Source organism: Streptomyces sp. CA-142005, assembly GCF_050942335.1.
In the GTDB taxonomy this organism is placed as follows: Bacteria; Actinomycetota; Actinomycetes; order Streptomycetales; family Streptomycetaceae; genus Streptomyces.
The window spans coordinates 4,062,538-4,081,324 of record NZ_CP192078.1; the positions used below are offsets into that span (position 1 = coordinate 4,062,538).

The window sequence follows — 18,787 nt, forward strand, 5'->3', positions numbered from 1 at the left end:
GCAGCTGCCCATGGTCGTGCCGGCTTCCGGTCTGCCCGCGCGGGTGCGGATCCACGAGGTCGGCGCGCGTGACGGCCTGCAGAACGAGAAGCGGACCGTACCGACCGAGATCAAGGCGGAGTTCATCCGCCGGCTCGCGGACGCGGGCCTGACGACGATCGAGGCGACGAGCTTCGTGCACCCCAAGTGGGTGCCCCAACTGGCCGACGCCGAGCAGCTGTTCCCGCTGCTCGGCGGGCTCGACGGAGTCGGGCTGCCGGTGCTCGTGCCCAACCAGCGCGGCCTGGACCGGGCGCTGGCGCTCGGCGCCGACCGGGTCGCCGTGTTCGCCAGCGCCACCGAGTCCTTCGCGAAGGCCAACCTCAACCGCACGCTGGACGAGTCGCTGGCCGTGTTCGAGCCGGTGGTGCGGCAGGCCAAGGACCGGGGCGTGCATGTGCGCGGCTATGTGTCCATGTGCTTCGGCGACCCGTGGGAGGGTGCCGTCCCGCTGCATCAGGTGGCCCGCGTCTGCACGGCCCTGCGGGACATGGGCTGCGACGAGCTGAGCCTGGGCGACACGATCGGCGTCGCCACCCCGGGTCATGTGCTCGAACTGCTCTCCCTGCTCAACGAGAAGGGCGTGCCGACCGACGTGATCGGCGTGCACTTCCACGACACCTACGGCCAGGCGCTCGCCAACACCCTGGCGGCCCTCCAGCACGGCGTCACCACCGTGGACGCCTCGGCCGGCGGGCTCGGCGGCTGCCCGTACGCGAAGTCCGCCACCGGCAACCTCGCCACCGAGGACCTCGTCTGGATGCTGCACGGACTCGGCATCGAGACCGGGGTCGACCTCGGCCGTCTGACCGCCACGAGCGTGTGGATGGCCGCCCATCTGGACCGGCCCAGCCCGTCCCGTACCGTCCGCGCTCTCTCCCACAAGGACCAGTGATCAGCATGGACCACCGTCTCAGCCCCGAGCTGGAGGAACTCCGCCGTACGGTGGAGGAGTTCGCGCACGACGTCGTGGCGCCGAAGATCGGCGACTTCTACGAGCGGCACGAGTTCCCGTACGAGATCGTCCGCGAGATGGGACGTATGGGCCTGTTCGGGCTGCCGTTCCCGGAGGAGTACGGCGGCATGGGCGGCGACTATCTGGCGCTCGGCATCGCCCTGGAGGAACTGGCCCGGGTGGACTCGTCGGTGGCGATCACCCTGGAGGCCGGGGTCTCGCTCGGCGCCATGCCCCTGCACCTGTTCGGCACCGAGGAGCAGAAGCGCGAGTGGCTGCCCCGCCTGTGCTCGGGCGAGATGCTCGGCGCGTTCGGCCTGACCGAGCCGGACGGCGGCAGCGACGCGGGCGCCACGCGTACGACGGCCCGCCTCGACCCCGACACGAACGAATGGGTGATCAACGGCTCCAAGTGCTTCATCACCAACTCCGGTACGGACATCACGGGCCTGGTGACGGTGACCGCCGTGACCGGCCGCAAGCCGGACGGCAAGCCGCAGATCTCGGCGATCATCGTCCCGTCCGGCACCCCGGGCTTCACGGTGGCGGCGCCCTACTCGAAGGTCGGCTGGAACGCCTCCGACACCCGCGAGTTGTCGTTCGCCGATGTCCGGGTCCCCGCCGCCAACCTGCTCGGCGAGGAGGGCCGCGGCTACGCCCAGTTCCTGCGCATCCTGGACGAGGGCCGTATCGCCATCGCGGCGCTCGCCACCGGCCTGGCCCAGGGCTGTGTGGACGAGTCGGTGAAGTACGCCAAGGAGCGCCACGCCTTCGGCCGGCCCATCGGCGCCAACCAGGCCATCCAGTTCAAGATCGCCGACATGGAGATGAAGGCGCACACGGCCCGCCTGGCCTGGCGCGACGCGGCCTCCCGGCTGGTGGCGGGCGAGCCCTTCAAGAAGGAGGCGGCCCTGGCCAAGCTGTACTCCTCCACCGTCGCCGTCGACAACGCCCGTGACGCCACCCAGATCCACGGCGGCTACGGCTTCATGAACGAGTACCCGGTGGCCCGCATGTGGCGCGACTCCAAGATCCTGGAGATCGGCGAGGGCACGAGCGAGGTCCAGCGGATGCTGATCGCCCGGGAGCTGGGCCTGGTGAGCTGAGCTCCGGCTGATCGTACGGTCCGGCCCCGCGCGGTGCACCGCAGCGCGGGGCCGGCGCATCTCTTCCCCGTGGCTCAGCGGGCCGCGCGCAGCTCGGCGTACAGCTCCGGTCCCGTCCAGGTGCGCGGCGTGGACTCCGCCTCGTGCACCAGGGCGAGGAGACGCGCGTTCACGGGGGCGCCGCGTCCGTGGGCCGTGGCGAGGGCGACGATCTCGCCCTGCAGCGAGTCGACCTCGGTGGGCCGGCCGCGCTGCAGGTCCTCCCACATCGAGGAGCGGGCGTGGGCGTCGATCCGCAGGGACGCCGCCGCCACCCGGCGGAAGAGGGCGTCGGGCAGCTCCAGTACGTACGGGGTGAGGCCGGGCGCGGTGGGGCCGAGGCGGGCGGGGCTGACCCCGGCGGCGCGGTAGGCGGCGAGGGCCTCGCGCTGGCACAGGGCGAGGCAGCGCCGGTACGCCCGCCGGCCGAGCTGGTCGCGCAGCGGCAGCCCGGACAGGGCGTTGATCGCGTTGTTGAGGTTCATCAGCAGCTTGGCGTGCTGCACCTCGGACATGTCGGTACGGGCCTCGATGGCCAGGCCCGCCTCACGGAAGGCGGCGAAGAGCCTGTCGTCGGGCTCGGTCATCAGCCTGCCCGGCATGCCCTGGTGCACGGTGCCGGGCTCGGACTGCACCACGTTGTAGGGCACCATCCCGGCCAGCACGGTGTGCCCGGGGAGCGCGGCGCGCAGGGTGGCGGGGTTGTGCAGCCCGTTCTGGAAGCTGACCACCACCGCGCCGGGGGCGAGTGGGGCGGCGAGCTCCTTGGCGGCGGCCTCGGTGCCGGCGGTCTTCACGGTGACCAGCACATAGTCCGCGCCGACCGCGGCTTCCGAGCCGGTGGCGAGGGTGAGCTGGTCCGGCGTCAGGTGGACGGGCGGCCTGACGGAGGTGCTGAGCGTGAGCCCCCGCTCGCGCAGCACGTCCATGGCGGCGGACCGGCCGATGAACGCCACGTCGTACCCGGCGGCGACGAGATGGCCGCCGAGATGGCAGCCGATACTGCCGGCGCCGAGGACGGCGAAGCGGGGCTTGGGCATGGGTGACTCCTGGGCTGGGGCGGTCCCGTACGGAACAAGGAGCGCAGACTCCCCCTGGACAACAAGGAAGGTTAGGCTAACCTACCTTCGAACCTGTCCGGCGGGCGCTCCGCCCCGTTCGAAAGCAGTCATACCCATGCCCCACGCCCGTGCCACCCACCTCACTCGCCGCGGCCTCCTCGCCGCCGGCGGCGCCGTCGGACTCGGTGCCGCGCTCGCCGCCTGCGGGGACGACAAGGGCAAGGACAGTGGCTTTGGCGGCGGGGCGAGGGCCGCCGGGTCCGGACCCTGGTCCTTCGAGGACGACCGCGGTACGACCGTGAGGCTCGACAAGGCCCCCGCGAACATCGTCGCCTTCACCGGCGTCGGCGCCGCGCTCCACGACTACGGCATCCAGGTCAAGGGTGTCTTCGGTCCGACGACGACCAAGGACGGCAAGGCCGATGTCCAGGCCGGCGACATGGACGTCAGCAAGGTGACGGTTCTCGGCAACACCTGGGGCCAGTTCAGCGTCGAGAAGTACGCCTCCCTCGCGCCGGACGTGCTGATCACGACGATGTTCGACGGGGCGGGCACACTCTGGTACGTCCCCGAGGAGTCGGAGAAGAAGATCGCCCAGCTGGCCCCCAGCATCGGCATCTCCGTCTACGACCGCCGGCTCACCCGGCCGCTGCAGCGCATGTGGGAGCTGGCCGAGTCGCTGGGCGCGGACATGAAGGCCGCGAAGGTGGCCGACGCCAAGAAGCGGTTCGAGGCCGCGGCCGCCCGGCTGCGCGCCGCCGCCAAGGCCAAGCCCGGCATCAAGGTGATGGCCGGCAGCGCGAGCGACCAGCTGTTCTACGTCTCCGGCAGCAACCTCTCCATCGACCTCGAGTACTTCAAGGCCCTCGGCGTGAACCTCGTCGAGCCGCCGGAGAGCGCGAAGAAGCAGGGCGGCGGCTGGTACGAGTCGCTGAGCTGGGAAAACGTCGACAAGTACCAAGCCGACATCATCATGATGGACGACCGCTCGTCGGCGATCCAGCCGGCCGACATCACCAAGCCGACATGGAAGAAGCTGCCCGCGGTGAAGGCGGGTCAGGTCATCGCCCGGTCGCCCGAGCCGATTCTGTCGTACGACAAGTGCGTGCCGCTGCTGACGAATCTGGCGGAGGCCCTGGAGAAGGCCAAGAAGGTCAGCCAGTCAACCTGACGTCATTTCAGGAGCCCTTATGACGACGGCCGTAGCCGCCCCGTTCCGATTCTTCTCTCTGCAGGTCGTACGGACGAGGCGGCTGGGGCCGTCTCTCGTCCGCGTCACCTTCGGCGGGAGCGATCTGCACGCGTTCCACTCCGACGGGCGCGACCAGTCCCTCTCGCTGTTCCTCCCGCACCCGGGCCAGCCGGAGCCCGTCGTGCCCCTGGACCTGGGGGACGGCTGGTGGCAGGCCTGGCGCGAACTGCCCGACGGTGTACGGGCGGTGATGCGTTCGTACACGCTGCGGTCCCTGCGCCGGGACGCCGAGGGCCGCACGGCCGAGATCGACATCGACTTCGCACTGCACGGCGTCGAGCCCGGCGCGGCCACCCCGGCCGGCCCCGCCTCCCGCTGGGCCTCCCGAGCCACCCCCGGCGACCGGGTGCTGCTGCTCGGCCCGGCGGTCGCCGACAACCGCGCCATCCGCTTCCGCCCGCCCGGGGACACCGACCTGGTCGTCCTGTGGGGCGACGAGACCGCCGTACCGGCCGCGACCGCCATCCTCGAATCCCTCCCGGCCGGCACCCGCGTCCGGGCCTGGCTGGAGGTGCCGCACGCCGGTGACATCCAGGACGTGCACACGGAGGCGGACGCGGAGATCACGTGGCTCGTACGGCACGACGCCTCCCCCATGGCCGTCGACGCCGTACGGGCCGCCCGACTGCCCCGCGCCGAGCGGCCGTACGTGTGGATGGCCGGCGAGTCGGGCCGGGTGAAGGCGCTGCGGCGGCACTTCGTCGGCGAGCGCGGGGTCGACCGGCGGCGGGTGACCTTCGTCGGGTACTGGCGGCAGGGGATGACCGAGGAACAGCTGCGGGCCGCGGAGTAACTCCCGCGCGCGGGTAACTCCCTTGCGCGTGACGCCGATCACGGGCGAGGCATGTCTTGATCCAAGAAAGTTAGGTTAGGCTAACCTAAATTGAGAACGGCTTTCCGTTCGAACCCCCGCACGGACTGTCCCCTCGGAGGACCCCCACATGCGCTCGCACCTGCTCAATGGCCTCACCGCGGAGCACTACCGCAGCTCCGTGACCGAAGGAGTCGAGCGGGTGGCGGCCAGACTCGCCACCACCGACCGTCCGTTCACCGGCGTCACCGTCGACGCCCTCTCCCCCCGGATCGACGCCATCGACCTCGACCGCCCGCTCGGCGACACCGCGGCCGTCCTGGACGAGCTGGAGGAGGTCTACCTCCGCGACGCCGTCTACTTCCACCACCCCCGCTACCTCGCCCACCTCAACTGCCCGGTCGTCATCCCGGCGGTGCTCGGCGAGGCCGTGCTCTCCGCCGTCAACTCCTCCCTCGACACCTGGGACCAGTCGGCCGGCGGCACCCTGATCGAGCGCAAGCTCATCGACTGGACGGCCGCCCGGATCGGCCTCGGCCCCGCCGCCGACGGCGTGTTCACCTCCGGCGGCACCCAGTCCAACCTGCAGGCGCTGCTGCTGGCGAGGGAGGAGGCGAAGACGGACTCCGTGGCCAGGCTGCGGATCTTCGCCTCCGAGGTCAGCCACTTCAGCGTGAAGAAGTCCGCCAGACTGCTGGGCCTCGGCCAGGAGGCGGTCGTCCCCGTCACCGTCGACCACGACAAGCGGATGCAGACCGTCGCCCTCGCCCACGAGCTGGAGCGCTGCCGGCGCGACGGCCTCGTCCCCATGGCCGTCGTCGCCACCGCCGGCACCACCGACTTCGGCTCCATCGACCCGCTCCCGGAGATCGCCGAGCTGTGCGCCCAGTACGGCGTGTGGCTGCACGTCGACGCGGCCTACGGCTGCGGACTGCTCGCCTCCCTCAAGCGCCGGGACCGCCTCACGGGCATCGAACGCGCCGACTCCGTCACGGTCGACTACCACAAGTCCTTCTTCCAGCCGGTGAGTTCGTCCGCCGTGCTGGTCCGGGACGCGGCCACCCTGCGCCACGCCACCTACCACGCGGAGTACCTCAACCCGCGCCGCATGGTGCGGGAACGCATCCCCAACCAGGTGGACAAGTCCCTGCAGACGACCCGGCGCTTCGACGCCCTCAAGCTCTGGATGACCCTGCGGGTGATGGGCGCCGACGGCATCGGGCAGCTCTTCGACGAGGTCTGCGACCTGGCCCACGAGGGCTGGCGGCTGCTCGCCGCCGACCCCCGCTTCGACGTCGTCGTCGAACCCACGCTGTCGACCCTGGTCTTCCGCTACATCCCGGCGGCCGTCACCGACCCGGCCGAGATCGACCGCGCCAACCTCCACGCCCGCAAGGCCCTGTTCGCCTCCGGTGACGCCGTGGTCGCGGGCACCAAGGCCGGCGGCCGCCACTACCTGAAGTTCACCCTGCTCAACCCCGAGACACGGGCGGCCGACATCGCCGCCGTCCTCGACCTGATCGCCGGCCACGCCGAGCAGTACCTGGGAGAGTTCCTTGACCGCGCGTCCTGAAGCCGGCCGGACCCACGACTTCGTGGGGATCGGACTCGGCCCCTTCAACCTCGGCCTCGCCTGCCTCACCGAACCCATCACCGGCCTGAACGGGGTCTTCCTGGACTCCAAGCCCGACTTCGAGTGGCACGCCGGGATGTTCCTGGACGGCGCCCATCTCCAGACCCCGTTCATGTCGGACCTGGTCACCCTCGCCGACCCGACCTCGCCGTACTCCTTCCTCAACTACCTGAAGGAGAAGGGCAGACTGTACTCGTTCTACATCCGCGAGAACTTCTATCCGCTGCGGGTCGAGTACGACGACTACTGCCGCTGGGCGGCGGGCAAACTCGGCAGCGTCCGCTTCGGCACGACGGTCACCGAGGTGACGTACGAGGACGAGCTGTACGTCGTCCGCACTGAGTCCGGTGAAACGTTCCGCGCCCCGCACCTGGTCCTGGGCACGGGGACGACCCCCCACATCCCGCGGGCCTGCCAGGGTCTGGCCGGCGACTTCCTGCACACCTCCCAGTACATGCGGCGCAAGGCGGAGCTGCAGGCGAAGAAGTCCGTCACGATCGTCGGCAGCGGCCAGAGCGCCGCCGAGATCTACCACGAACTGCTCGCCGAGATCGACGTCCACGGCTACCAGCTCAACTGGGTCACCCGCTCGCCGCGGTTCTTCCCGCTGGAGTACACCAAGCTGACTCTGGAGATGACCTCCCCCGACTACATCGACTACTTCCGGGCGCTGCCCGAGGAGACCCGCTACCGGCTGGAGAAGCAGCAGAAGGGCCTGTTCAAGGGCATCAACTCGGATCTGATCGACTCCATCTTCGATCTGCTCTACCAGAAGGACGTCGAGAGCGGCGACCGCCCGGTCCCCACCCGCCTCCTCACCAACTCCACGCTCGTCCGGGCCGGTTACGAGGACGGCGCCTACACCCTCGGCTTCCACCAGGACGAGCAGGACAAGGACTTCGAGATCCGCACCGAGGGCCTGCTGCTGGCCACCGGCTACCACTACGAGCCCCCGGCCTTCCTCGCCCCGATCCGCGACCGCCTGCTCTTCGACGGCCACGGCCGCTTCGACGTCGCCCGCAACTACGCCATCGACGTCACCGGCCGCGGCGTCTTCCTGCAGAACGCGGGCGTCCACACCCACAGCGTCACCAGCCCCGACCTGGGCATGGGCGCGTACCGCAACGCGTACATCATCCGGGAGCTGCTCGGCACCGAGCACTACCCGGTCGAGAAGACCATCGCGTTCCAGGAGTTCGCCGTATGACCTTCACTTTCCGCAGTGTCGACCCGCCGAAGGACGGCGAGCTCCTGCACTCCTGGGTGACTCATCCCAAGGCGTCCTTCTGGATGATGCAGGACGCGAAGCCGGAGGACGTCGAGCGGGCCTACAGGCAGATCGCGGCGGACGCACACCACCACGCATACCTCGGGCTGCGCGACGGGGAGCCGGTCTTCCTGATGGAGAAGTACGACCCCGCGCACCGGGAGCTGGTCGGCCTGTACGAGCCCCGGCCGGGGGACGTCGGCATGCACTTCCTGGTCGCACCGACCGACACGCCCGTGCACGGGTTCACCCGGGCCGTGATCACCGCCGTGATGGCCCATCTCTTCGAGGACGCCGCGGTGCGGCGGGTCGTGGTCGAACCGGACGTGGGCAACAAGGCCGTGCACGCCCTGAACGAGGCGGTCGGGTTCGTGCCCGAGCGGGAGATCCGGAAGCCGGAGAAGCGGGCCCTGCTGAGCTTCTGCACGCGCGAGCGGTTCGCCGCCGCGACGGGGGTGGCCGTATGAGCCTCGCCGACGCCGTGGCCCACCTCTCCCCCGAGCGCTGGGCGACCGCCAACCGCCTGCTCGTCCGCAAGGCGCTCGCGGAGTTCGCGCACGAGCGCCTGATCGCACCCGAGGCCGGCGACGACGGCCGGTACGCCGTCCGCAGCGACGACGGCCTCACCACGTACCGCTTCCTGGCCGTCCGCCGCGCCCTCGACCACTGGCAGATCGACCCCGATTCGATCACCCGCCACCGCGACGGGTGCGCGCTCCCTTTGTCCGCCCTGGACTTCTGCATCGAGCTGAGGAAGTCCCTGGGCCTGAGCGACGAGATCCTGCCGGTCTACCTGGAGGAGATCTCCTCCACCCTGTCCGGCACCTGCTACAAGCTGACCAAGCCCCGCATCACCTCGGCGGAGCTGGCCGGCAGCGGCTTCCAGGCCATCGAGACCGGGATGACCGAGGGGCACCCCTGCTTCGTCGCGAACAACGGACGGCTCGGGTTCGGCATCCACGAGTACCTGGCGTACGCCCCGGAGACCGCGAGCCCCGTCCGGCTGGTGTGGCTGGCCGCGCACCGCTCGCGGGCCGCGTTCACGGCGGGCGCCGGGATCGAGTACGAGTCCTTCCTGCGCGAGGAGCTGGGCGAGCCGACGCTGGCCCGCTTCCGCAGCACCCTCACCGGCCGGGGCCTGGACCCCGACGACTACCTCCTCATCCCGGTCCACCCCTGGCAGTGGTGGAACAAGCTCTCCGTGACCTTCGCCGCCGAGGTGGCCCGCGGGCATCTGGTCTGCCTCGGCGAGGGCGACGACGCGTACCTGGCCCAGCAGTCCATACGCACCTTCTTCAACACCTCCCACCCGGAGAAGCACTATGTGAAGACGGCCCTGTCCGTCCTCAACATGGGCTTCATGCGGGGACTCTCGGCCGCCTACATGGAGGCGACCCCGGCGATCAACGACTGGCTGGCCCGGCTGATCGAGAACGACCCGGTGCTGAGGTCGACGGGTCTGACGATCATCCGGGAGCGGGCGGCGGTCGGCTACCGGCACCTGGAGTACGAGCGGGCCACCGACCGCCACTCGCCGTACCGCAAGATGCTGGCCGCGCTGTGGCGGGAGAGCCCGGTGCCCTCGCTGCGGGACGGCGAGTCGCTCGCGACCATGGCCTCGCTGCTGCACGTGGACCACACCGGCGCCTCCTTCGCGGGCGCGCTGATCGAACGGTCGGGACTCACCCCGACGGAGTGGCTACGGCGCTACCTCCGCGCCTACTACACCCCGCTCCTGCACAGCTTCTACGCCTACGACCTGGTGTTCATGCCGCACGGCGAGAACGTGATCCTGGTACTGAAGGACGGGGCCGTGCAGCGGGCGGTGTACAAGGACATCGCCGAGGAGATCGCGGTGATGGACCCGGACGCCGTCCTGCCGCCCGAGGTCGCGCGCATCCGCGTCGACGTGCCCGGGGACAGGAAGCTCCTGTCGATCTTCACGGACGTCTTCGACTGCTTCTTCCGCTTCCTCGCCGCCCAGCTCGCCGCCGAGGGGATCCTCGAGGAGGACGCCTTCTGGCGCACGGTCGCGCAGATCACCCGTGAGTACCAGGACACGAGGCCGGAACTGGCCGACGCGTTCCGGCGGTACGACATCTTCGCCCCGGAGTTCGCCCTGTCCTGCCTGAACCGGCTCCAGCTGCGCGACAACCGGCAGATGGTGGACCTCTCCGATCCCTCCGGCGCGCTCCAGCTCGCCGGCATGCTGACGAACCCGATCGCCGGCCTCTGACGGCTCACGAACGGACGGGCGCCCCGGAGTACGGTCCTCCGGGGCGACTTATAAATCCCAGGATGTCCGATTTAGCCCAATTCTCCGTAACGTCTATTCATTTCCACATTTAAGCCATTGAGTCGTTTAACCTGGGACACGTGACCCAATTCACTTACGAAGCCCCCTAGGACTTCGAGCGGCCCTTAACTTCCGGTTATTTCGGGGCTCCGACAGGGCCCGGCACGGAAGTGCAACTAGCCCGGTTAGTAAAGGGGGCAATTGCCGATTTATTCCCGGCGGATTAAGAATGTTCCCGCCGCAGCGCACCGCTAAACGAAATGCAGTGCTGTTTTGCCGAAGGGAATCGGCAACTGCGGGTGATCCAATTCTCGGAAAAGGACCGCTCCATGCCCCGTCATGCCCGCAAGACCACCTCCCGGTCCCGCCGATTCCTCGCCGGCGGCGCCGTCACCGTCGGCACGTTCGCCCTGGCCTGCACGGCCGCGGGCACCGCTCAGGCCGCTGCCGCCACGACCACCGGCAAGACCGCCTACACCGTCAAGGCCGGCGACCATCTGACGTCGATCGCCCGAGCCCTCCACGTACCGGGCGGCTGGCAGGCCATCGCGTCGGCCAACCACCTCACCAGCCCCTACATCATCCGGACGGGCCAGGTCCTGACCCTGCCCGCCGGGTCGGCCCCGGCCAAGACGGTCTCGACCAAGACGGTCTCGACCAAGGCGGCCTCGACCAAGGCGACCTCGACCAAGGCGACCTCGACCAAGGCGACCTCCACGGGCAAGACCTACACCAACAACCTGGACGGCTGGATCAAGCACTCCCTGGCGGTCATGGCCGAGCACAAGATCCCGGGGACCTACAACGGCATCTACCGCAACATCATGCGTGAGTCCTCCGGCAACCCGAAGGCCATCAACCTCTGGGACTCCAACGCCGTCAAGGGCACCCCGTCCAAGGGCCTGCTGCAGGTGATCCAGCCGACGTTCGACACCTACCACGTGCCGGGCACCTCGTTCGACATCTACGACCCGGTCGCCAACATCACCGCCGCCTGCAACTACGCGTACCACCGCTACGGCTCGATCGACAACGTCAACAGCGCCTACTGACAGGAAATTTCCCAACGGTCCGACATGCAATTCGGGTGGCAGTCACAGTTGCCCCCGAATTGCGTCGGCAAATGATCTAGGGAAGTCCTGCCGGCCTACCAGTGGTCGACACACCGACGGGCACCCCGGAGCACGGTCCTCCGGGGTGCCCGTCTGTGTTCGGTCAGCTCTTGGGCCAGGGCACCTGCGGTGAGCGGTAGTAGCTCATGCCGAGGGCGTCCCACCGGGGGGCCTGGGCGGCCAGGCGGAGCTTGTAGGTGTTCCAGTTGTGGGTGGCCGCCGGGGACCAGGCCAGTTCGGCCGCGCCCGGAAGGCGTGGGAAGGCCATGTACTCGATGTCGGCCGACGTCTTCAGGGTCTCCGACCACAGCGGGGCCTCCACGCCCCGGATGGCCGAAGCCGGGGCGCCGGGGAGGTAGGTGCCGGGGTTCCAGTCGTACGAGCGCTGGACCTCGACGTAACCGGCCCACTTCGTGCCCAGCCTGGTGCTGCTGGTGTACTTCATGTCGAGGTAGAGACGGTCCGCCGGGGACAGGATCAGGCCGGTGCCGTTCTGGGCGGCCGCGGCGACCTGGGCCTTCTCGGTGGCGCTGGTGCCGTCCAGGCCCCAGTACTGGGCGAGGGCGCCCTTGGCCGGGTGGGCGCCGGTGAGCTGGTGCCAGCCGATGACGGTCTTGCCGTACTCGGCGACGATCGGCTGCACGCGGTCCATGAACTTCACGTAGTCGGTGTGGCTGGTGGAGTGCGCCTCGTCGCCTCCTATGTGGAGGTAGCGGCCGGGGGTGAGGGCCGCCAGCTCCCGGATGACGTCGTCCGCGAAGTCGTAGGTGACCTCCTTGGGCACGCACAGCGAGCTGAAGCCGACCTGCGTGCCGGTGTACAGCGGGGGTGCCACGCCGTCGCAGTTGAGCTGGGCGTAGGAGGCGAGGGCCGCGTTGGTGTGGCCGGGCATGTCGATCTCGGGGACGACCTCCAGATAGCGGGAGGCGGCGTAGGAGACGATGTCGCGGTACTCGGCCTTGGTGTAGTAGCCGCCCTTGCCGCCGCCGACCTCGGTGGAGCCGCCGTAGGTGGCGAGGCGCGGCCAGGAGTCGATGGCGATGCGCCAGCCCTGGTCGTCGCTGAGGTGCAGATGCAGCTCGTTGATCTTGTACATCGCCAGCTGGTCGATGTACCGCTTGACCTGCGCGACGGTGAAGAAGTGCCGGGAGACGTCCAGCATGGCGCCCCGGTAGGAGTAGCGGGGGCCGTCCTCGATGGTGCCGCCGGCGATCTGCCAGGGGCCGGGCTGGGCGGTCTTCTTCTCGACGGCGGCCGGGAGGAGCTGACGCAGGGTCTGGACACCGTGGAAGAGGCCCGCGGGGGCACTCGCGGTGATGGTGACGCCGGCCGGGTCGCTGTGCAGCCGGTAGCCCTCGGCGCCGAAGTCCCCCTGGGCCAGGTGGAGTCGGATGCCTTTGGCGCCCTGGTCGGTGCTGACCGGCAGTCGATAGCCGGTCGAGGGCCGCAGGATGCCGGCGAGGTACGTGCCGATGCGACGGACCTCGGCGGAGTCGTCGACGTGGACGCCGGTCGCCCAGGTGATGCGGTACGGGTGCCCGCCGGGCGTGACCGAGGCGGGCGCCGGGACCACCCGGTCCAGCGGTGTCGGGACGGCGGCCTGCGCCTTGGGGGCCGCGCCGAGGGAGAAGCCCCCGGCTGCCGCCAGAAGCACCAGTGAACCGAGGATGCGGGTCGTTCGGGGAGTCGTGCTGTGGTTCCGTCTCACATGCGCTCCCTTCAGAAGTGGTCGAGACCACTCTCCCGCAGATCCGGTGAAACAATCCCCCCATGGCGGAAATCATCCAGAAGGACGGCACCTGGGCCTTCGACGGCGATGCCCTGCGGCTCACCCCGGGGCGGGACAAGAACGTGAGCCTGCTCCGCCGCGAGCTGGGCGAACTCGCCGTACCGCTGGGGGCGTTGGCCGGTGTCTCCTTCGAGCAGGGGAGGAGGTCGGGGCGGCTCAGGCTGCGGCTGCGCGACGGCGCCGATCCGCTGACGCAGGCCACCGGCGGCCGGCTCGGCGAGCCGAACGACCCGTACCAGCTGACGGTGGAGTCCGACCGGTACGGCGTCGCCGAGTACTTCGCCGACGAGGTGCGCAACGCCCTGCTGCTGGACGGGGTTTCACCGGACCCGGTCGACAGGTACCTGCTGCCGGGGCCGTCGCTGCCGGTTTCCGCCTCCGCCGGGGACGGCACGGCGAGCTTCGACGGGGAGCGGGTGCGGCTGGAGTGGAACTGGAAGACGGAGGACGCCAAGTCCTCCGGCGGCCCCCGCACCATCCCCCTCGCGGACGTCGTCGGCGTGGAGTGGCAGCCGGCGGCCGGTCTGGAGAACGGCCATCTGCGCTTCCTGGTGCGCGGCGCCCCGGTGACGGCCCCGCCCAAGTACGACCCGAACGCGGTCGAGCTGTGGGGGTTCAAGAAGGATCCGCTGATGGCCCTGGTGGCCGCCGCCGTACAGGCGCGGCTGCCGCATCCCGCGGCCACCGCCGAGGGGGACGCCGTACCCCGCGAGCCGGTGCGGCTCGCCAAGGAGCCGGCCGCGGAGAACGACCACGACGCCCTGCTGCGGCGCCTGCGCGAGCTGGGTGAGCTGCACCGCGGCGGGGTGCTGACCGACGAGGAGTTCGCCCTGGCCAAGCAGGCGGTCCTCAAGCGCATGTGAGAGCCCGTGTGAGGACCGCCCGTTGCCCGGCGCGGGAGTTACTTGGCCGTGCGGGACACGGTGAAGTGGTCGATGCGGTCGCCGGTCTCGGCGATGCCCGACACCTTCAGCGTGGTCTGGCGGCCCTTCGGCGCGGGGCAGACGTCCACGCGCAGGAAGGAGTAGTTCAGGTAACGGACCCGGGACCAGGTGACGGTCTCGTTGACCTTGCCGTCCTTGGTGTTGATGAAGGACGCCACCGAGTCGACCTCGTGCTCGTTGCCCTCGTAGGAGTCCGGGGCGCTGAACGCGTACAGGCTGCGGCCCGCCGCGCCGGCGGTGACGTAGACCACGCCCTCGGTCTCGGGGTAGGCGGTGCCGCCGATCGGGAGCTTCTTGGTGACGGCGCCGGCCTTGATGACGTCGGTGCGCTCGTACTGGTGGTTGTGGCCGTTGATGACCAGGTCCACCTGGTACTTCTCGAACAGCGGCACCCACTCCTGGCGCACACCCCCCTCCGAGGCGTGCGCCGTGGAGGTGCAGTACGCGCAGTGGTGGAAGAACACGATGATGAAGTCGATGTCCTTCGACGCCCGGTACGTCTTCAGCTGGGCCTCGAACCACTTGGTCTGGGTTCCGCCGGAGATGCCCAGGTTCGCCGGGATCTCGAAGGAGACGTCGTTCGGGTCCAGCGAGATGACCGCGGTGTTGCCGTGGACGAAGGAGTACACACCCGGCAGGTTCTTGGCGTCCGGGCCGTTGTCCGGGAGGGTCCAGCGGGCCTCCTCGCCGCCGTAGCCGTTGGGCGAGTACCAGGCCTCCATGTCGTGGTTGCCGTAACTGACCATCCACGGGATCTGCTTGGCGACCGACTCGGTCTGGTACAGGAACTGGTCCCAGGTGCGCGAGTCGAAGCCCGTGTCGGTGGCCTTGCCCTGGCCGGCCGGGTCGCCGTAGGCGATGTCGCCGGCGTGCAGGTGGAAGGCGGGGTTCTGGCCGAGGATCAGGGCGTTGTTGGCCAGGCCGTGGTAGCCGACGCCCTCGTCGCCGAAGGCGGTGAAGGTGAACGGCGCCTTGTGGGCGGGGGCGGTGGTGAAGGTGCCCAGGGTGCCCGCGAGGTGCGGCTCGGCCGGGTCGAAGCCGTCGTGGCCGACGCCGTAGTAGTAGGTCCTGCCGGGGCGCAGGTGGGTGAGCTTGGCGTGCAGGTAGTACTGCGTGTGGTCGCCGCTCGCGCCGACGCCGGCCGGGGTGTAGAGGGTGCGCACCTCGGCCTCGATCTTGCGGGAGAGGTCCCAGGGCTGGGCGCCGATGCGGATGAACGGCTTCTTCACGGCGACCGGGACCTGCCAGGAGACGGTCATCTCCGTGCGCGGGTCGTTGCCGTAGGCGAGGTGGCGGCCGAAGGGGGCGACGAGCGCGCCGTCGACCGTCTCGGTGGCGGGGGTGGTGGCCTGCGTGGGCACGGCCGCCTGGGCGGTGGCGCCCGGCACGAACGCGCCACCGGCGACGGCGCCGAGCGTCACGGCTCCGCCTCTGATCATGGTGCGCCGGGAGAATCTGGCGCGCAGGTACTCGTGCTGCTCGGCCATGCTCATGCGCTCGGCCAGCTTGTCCGGTACTCCCATACGAGGAATGTCCATGGCGTCCGAAACTCGTGGGTCCGGGCAACGAGACGCAAGACACAGAATGGACAGCCTGCGAACAGAGGTTCAACAGCCCCGCCCCAGCCCTCTGCCCGAAATCGGGCACGTTTCTTGCGAAACCGGCCGCGGTACTCCAGGATCTACGGGTGCACGACGAACTTGTTGATCATCTGACGCGGTCCACGCCCCTGAGCCGGGGCGAGGCGCTGCGGGTGATTCAGGACGTGCTCGCCTTTTTCGACGAGACGACCCAGGATTTCGTCCGTCGCCGCCACCGCGAGCTGCAGGCCCAGGGCCTGGTGAACGCGGAGATCTTCGAACGGATCGAGGCGGATCTGAAATACCGGGCGGTGGCGCCGCCGGAGCTGACGCTCAGGCAGCTGCGCCGCATCGTCTACGGCTGAGAACCGGCCGCGGACCACGGGCCGAGGGATACAGGACACCTATATATGTGCGGAATTGTCGGATACATCGGGAAGCGTGACGTCGCCCCTCTCCTCCTGGAGGGCCTGCAGCGGCTGGAGTACCGCGGCTACGACTCCGCGGGCATCGTCGTCACCTCCCCGAAGGCGCCCGGCCTGAAGATGGTCAAGGCCAAGGGCCGGGTGCGCGACCTGGAGGCCAAGGTCCCGGCGCGCTTCAAGGGCACCACCGGCATCGCCCACACCCGCTGGGCCACCCACGGCGCCCCCTCCGACATCAACGCCCACCCGCACATGTCGGCCGACAACAAGGTCGCCGTCGTGCACAACGGCATCATCGACAACGCCGCCGACCTGCGCCGCAAGCTGGAGGCGGACGGTGTCGAGTTCCTCTCCGAGACCGACACCGAGGTCCTCACCCACCTCATCGCCCGCTCCACCGCCGAGAAGCTGGAGGACAAGGTCCGCCAGGCGGTCCGGGTGATCGAGGGCACCTACGGCATCGCGGTGCTGCACGCCGACTTCCCCGACCGCATCGTGGTGGCCCGCAACGGCTCCCCGGTCGTCCTCGGCATCGGCGAGAAGGAGATGTTCGTCGCATCCGACATCGCCGCCCTGGTCACCCACACCCGCCAGATAGTGACCCTGGACGACGGCGAGATGGCCACCCTCAAGGCCGACGACTTCCGCACCTACACCACCGAGGGCACGCGTACGACGGCCGAGCCCACGACCGTGGAGTGGGAGGCCGAGTCGTACGACATGGGCGGCCACGACACCTACATGCACAAGGAGATCTTCGAGCAGGCCGACGCCGTGGACCGCGTGCTGCGCGGCCGCATCGACGACCGCTTCTCCACCGTGCACCTCGGCGGCCTCAACCTGGACGCCCGCGAGGCCCGGCAGATCCGCCGCGTGAAGATCCTCGGCTGCGGCACCTCGTACCACGCGGGCATGATCGGCGCCCAGATGATCGAGGAGCTGGCCCGTATCCCCGCGGATGCCGAGCCGGCCTCCGAGTTCCGCTACCGCAACGCGGTCGTCGACCCCGACACCCTGTACGTGGCCGTCTCCCAGTCCGGTGAGACGTACGACGTGCTCGCCGCGGTCCAGGAGCTGAAGCGCAAGGGCGCCCGGGTCTTCGGCGTCGTCAACGTCGTCGGCTCGGCGATCGCCCGCGAGGCGGACGCCGGCATCTACGTGCACGCCGGCCCCGAGGTCTGCGTGGTGTCGACCAAGTGCTTCACCAACATGACGGTCGCCTTCGCGCTGCTCGCCCTGCACCTGGGCCGCACCCGTGACCTCTCGGTCCGCGACGGCAAGCGGATCATCGAGGGCCTGCGCAGGCTGCCGGACCAGATCACCGAGATCCTCAAGCAGGAGGAGAAGGTCAAGGAGCTGGCCGAGCTGTACGCCGACGCCCGCTCGATGCTGTTCATCGGCCGCGTGCGGGGCTACCCGGTGGCCCGCGAGGCCTCCCTGAAGCTCAAGGAGGTCTCCTACATCCACGCCGAGGCCTACCCCGCCTCCGAGCTGAAGCACGGCCCGCTGGCCCTGATCGAGCCGGCCCTGCCCACGGTCGCGATCGTCCCCGACGACGACCTGCTGGAGAAGAACCGCGCAGCCCTGGAGGAGATCAAGGCCCGCAGCGGCAAGATCCTCGCGGTGGCCCACCAGCACCAGGAGAAGGCCGACCAGACGATCGTCGTCCCGAAGAACGAGGACGAACTCGACCCGATCCTGATGGGCATCCCGCTGCAACTCCTGGCGTACCACACGGCGAAGGCCCTCGGCCGGGACATAGACAAGCCGAGGAACCTCGCGAAGTCGGTCACGGTGGAGTAAGTCCGCGACGACAGAACGGACCCCCACGTGTGCCACCAAACACGTGGGGGTCCCTTCAGTGCTGCTCGAAATCAGCCGGCGGCCGTCACCCCCCGGCCCGCAGCACGACCCGGAAGCGCCGTCGGCCAGTGGGCCAGCGCGGCCGTCGCGGCGTACCAGGCCACCGCACCGGACACGGCGGCCACCCAGCCACCGACCTTGGTCAGGGACGAACTGTCGGCGAAGGCCGCGACAGCCAGCACCAGCATCGCCAGGAACAGCAGCCCGTGCATGACCTGACCGAGGCTGTCCCCGCCCGCGAGGGTCAGGGTGAGCGCCACCAGGGCGAAGAGGAGCAGGAAGAGTCCGGCCGCGTTGGCCGAGGAGTGACCGGCGACGGCCCAGGTGAACCACAGCGCGCCGAGGGCCACGAATCCCGTACCGGAGGCGCTGTCACCGCCACGGAAGGCCAGCAGACCGACGAGGAACAGGGCAACTCCGCCCACATAGTGGGCCACTGAGACGGCGTCGGACGCTGCCACGCCGTCGATGACACCGGTGGTACCGAGCCCGAACGCCAACAGGGTGATACCCAGGGCGAGTCGGCCGACCACGGTGGTGCTTCCGCTTCCCGCAGAGACTTCGTTGTCCACGGCGGGCTCCCTTCATGCTGTGCTGTTGCGCGGTGACCGGTAT

At 69.7% G+C, this 18,787-nt stretch carries 16 protein-coding genes; 12 read left to right on the top strand and 4 right to left on the bottom strand.

The features are described 5' to 3' along the window. Nucleotides 1-10 precede the first annotated feature (10 nt). Both ACQPXS_RS19085 and ACQPXS_RS19090 read left to right on the top strand, forming a co-directional pair. Nucleotides 11-934, top strand: coding sequence for a hydroxymethylglutaryl-CoA lyase (locus ACQPXS_RS19085; RefSeq protein ID WP_390681320.1), 924 nt, complete (start codon nucleotides 11-13; stop codon nucleotides 932-934). 5 nt (nucleotides 935-939) lie between these two features. Beyond that, nucleotides 940-2,100 carry an acyl-CoA dehydrogenase family protein gene (locus tag ACQPXS_RS19090; protein WP_365323416.1) on the top strand — a complete coding sequence of 387 codons (1,161 nt, stop codon included), beginning with the start codon at nucleotides 940-942 and terminating at the stop codon, nucleotides 2,098-2,100. Nucleotides 2,101-2,174: 74 nt separating this feature from the next. Here ACQPXS_RS19090 and ACQPXS_RS19095 read toward each other — a convergent pair whose 3' ends face one another. Further along, nucleotides 2,175-3,179 carry a 2-dehydropantoate 2-reductase gene (locus ACQPXS_RS19095; RefSeq protein WP_433450566.1) on the bottom strand — a complete coding sequence of 335 codons (1,005 nt, stop codon included), beginning with the start codon at nucleotides 3,177-3,179 and terminating at the stop codon, nucleotides 2,175-2,177. 136 nt (nucleotides 3,180-3,315) lie between these two features. Between ACQPXS_RS19095 and ACQPXS_RS19100 the strand changes: the two genes are divergently transcribed. The 7 genes from ACQPXS_RS19100 (at nucleotide 3,316) to ACQPXS_RS19130 (ending at nucleotide 11,511) form a co-directional block, all read left to right on the top strand. Beyond that, nucleotides 3,316-4,371: an ABC transporter substrate-binding protein gene (locus tag ACQPXS_RS19100; RefSeq protein WP_433450567.1), complete on the top strand. Its 1,056-nt coding sequence runs from the start codon at nucleotides 3,316-3,318 to the stop codon at nucleotides 4,369-4,371. Between the two features lie 19 nt (nucleotides 4,372-4,390). Beyond that, nucleotides 4,391-5,245: a siderophore-interacting protein gene (locus ACQPXS_RS19105; RefSeq protein ID WP_433450568.1), complete on the top strand. Its 855-nt coding sequence runs from the start codon at nucleotides 4,391-4,393 to the stop codon at nucleotides 5,243-5,245. A 148-nt stretch (nucleotides 5,246-5,393) separates the two neighbouring features. Then, a complete protein-coding gene (gene desA / locus ACQPXS_RS19110; protein ID WP_433450569.1) occupies nucleotides 5,394-6,836 on the top strand; it encodes a lysine decarboxylase DesA in 1,443 nt (480 codons plus the stop codon). Further along, nucleotides 6,820-8,103: a lysine N(6)-hydroxylase/L-ornithine N(5)-oxygenase family protein gene (locus tag ACQPXS_RS19115; RefSeq protein ID WP_433450571.1), complete on the top strand. Its 1,284-nt coding sequence runs from the start codon at nucleotides 6,820-6,822 to the stop codon at nucleotides 8,101-8,103. The genes desA and ACQPXS_RS19115 overlap by 17 nt, the downstream gene beginning before the upstream one ends. Next, entirely contained in the window at nucleotides 8,100-8,630 is a 531-nt protein-coding gene (locus ACQPXS_RS19120; protein WP_433450573.1) for a GNAT family N-acetyltransferase, read from the top strand. The genes ACQPXS_RS19115 and ACQPXS_RS19120 overlap by 4 nt, the downstream gene beginning before the upstream one ends. Next, nucleotides 8,627-10,399, top strand: a complete 1,773-nt coding sequence (locus ACQPXS_RS19125; RefSeq protein WP_433450575.1) for an IucA/IucC family protein — start codon at nucleotides 8,627-8,629, stop codon at nucleotides 10,397-10,399. Before ACQPXS_RS19120 ends, ACQPXS_RS19125 begins: the two co-directional genes overlap by 4 nt. Before the next feature lie 389 nt (nucleotides 10,400-10,788). Continuing rightward, nucleotides 10,789-11,511, top strand: coding sequence for a transglycosylase SLT domain-containing protein (locus ACQPXS_RS19130; protein WP_433450576.1), 723 nt, complete (start codon nucleotides 10,789-10,791; stop codon nucleotides 11,509-11,511). A gap of 163 nt (nucleotides 11,512-11,674) precedes the next feature. Here ACQPXS_RS19130 and ACQPXS_RS19135 read toward each other — a convergent pair whose 3' ends face one another. Beyond that, entirely contained in the window at nucleotides 11,675-13,279 is a 1,605-nt protein-coding gene (locus ACQPXS_RS19135) for a beta-N-acetylhexosaminidase (protein WP_433450577.1), read from the bottom strand. Between the two features lie 62 nt (nucleotides 13,280-13,341). Here ACQPXS_RS19135 and ACQPXS_RS19140 point away from each other — a divergent pair, with 62 nt between their 5' ends. Beyond that, nucleotides 13,342-14,223, top strand: coding sequence for a DUF4429 domain-containing protein (locus tag ACQPXS_RS19140; protein WP_433450579.1), 882 nt, complete (start codon nucleotides 13,342-13,344; stop codon nucleotides 14,221-14,223). Between the two features lie 38 nt (nucleotides 14,224-14,261). Here ACQPXS_RS19140 and ACQPXS_RS19145 read toward each other — a convergent pair whose 3' ends face one another. Then, nucleotides 14,262-15,827 carry a fibronectin type III domain-containing protein gene (locus ACQPXS_RS19145; protein ID WP_433450581.1) on the bottom strand — a complete coding sequence of 522 codons (1,566 nt, stop codon included), beginning with the start codon at nucleotides 15,825-15,827 and terminating at the stop codon, nucleotides 14,262-14,264. A gap of 164 nt (nucleotides 15,828-15,991) precedes the next feature. On the opposite strand from ACQPXS_RS19145, the gene ACQPXS_RS19150 reads away from it, so the two are divergent. Both ACQPXS_RS19150 and glmS read left to right on the top strand, forming a co-directional pair. Then, on the top strand, nucleotides 15,992-16,249 hold the full coding sequence (locus ACQPXS_RS19150) for a hypothetical protein (protein WP_351808632.1): 258 nt from the start codon (nucleotides 15,992-15,994) through the stop codon (nucleotides 16,247-16,249). Between the two features lie 45 nt (nucleotides 16,250-16,294). Then, entirely contained in the window at nucleotides 16,295-18,112 is a 1,818-nt protein-coding gene (glmS, locus tag ACQPXS_RS19155) for a glutamine--fructose-6-phosphate transaminase (isomerizing) (protein ID WP_433450582.1), read from the top strand. Nucleotides 18,113-18,183: 71 nt separating this feature from the next. Here the strand turns inward: glmS and ACQPXS_RS19160 are convergent, their stop codons facing one another. After that, nucleotides 18,184-18,744 carry a GPR1/FUN34/YaaH family transporter gene (locus ACQPXS_RS19160; protein ID WP_351808638.1) on the bottom strand — a complete coding sequence of 187 codons (561 nt, stop codon included), beginning with the start codon at nucleotides 18,742-18,744 and terminating at the stop codon, nucleotides 18,184-18,186. Between the last annotated feature and the right edge of the window lie 43 nt (nucleotides 18,745-18,787).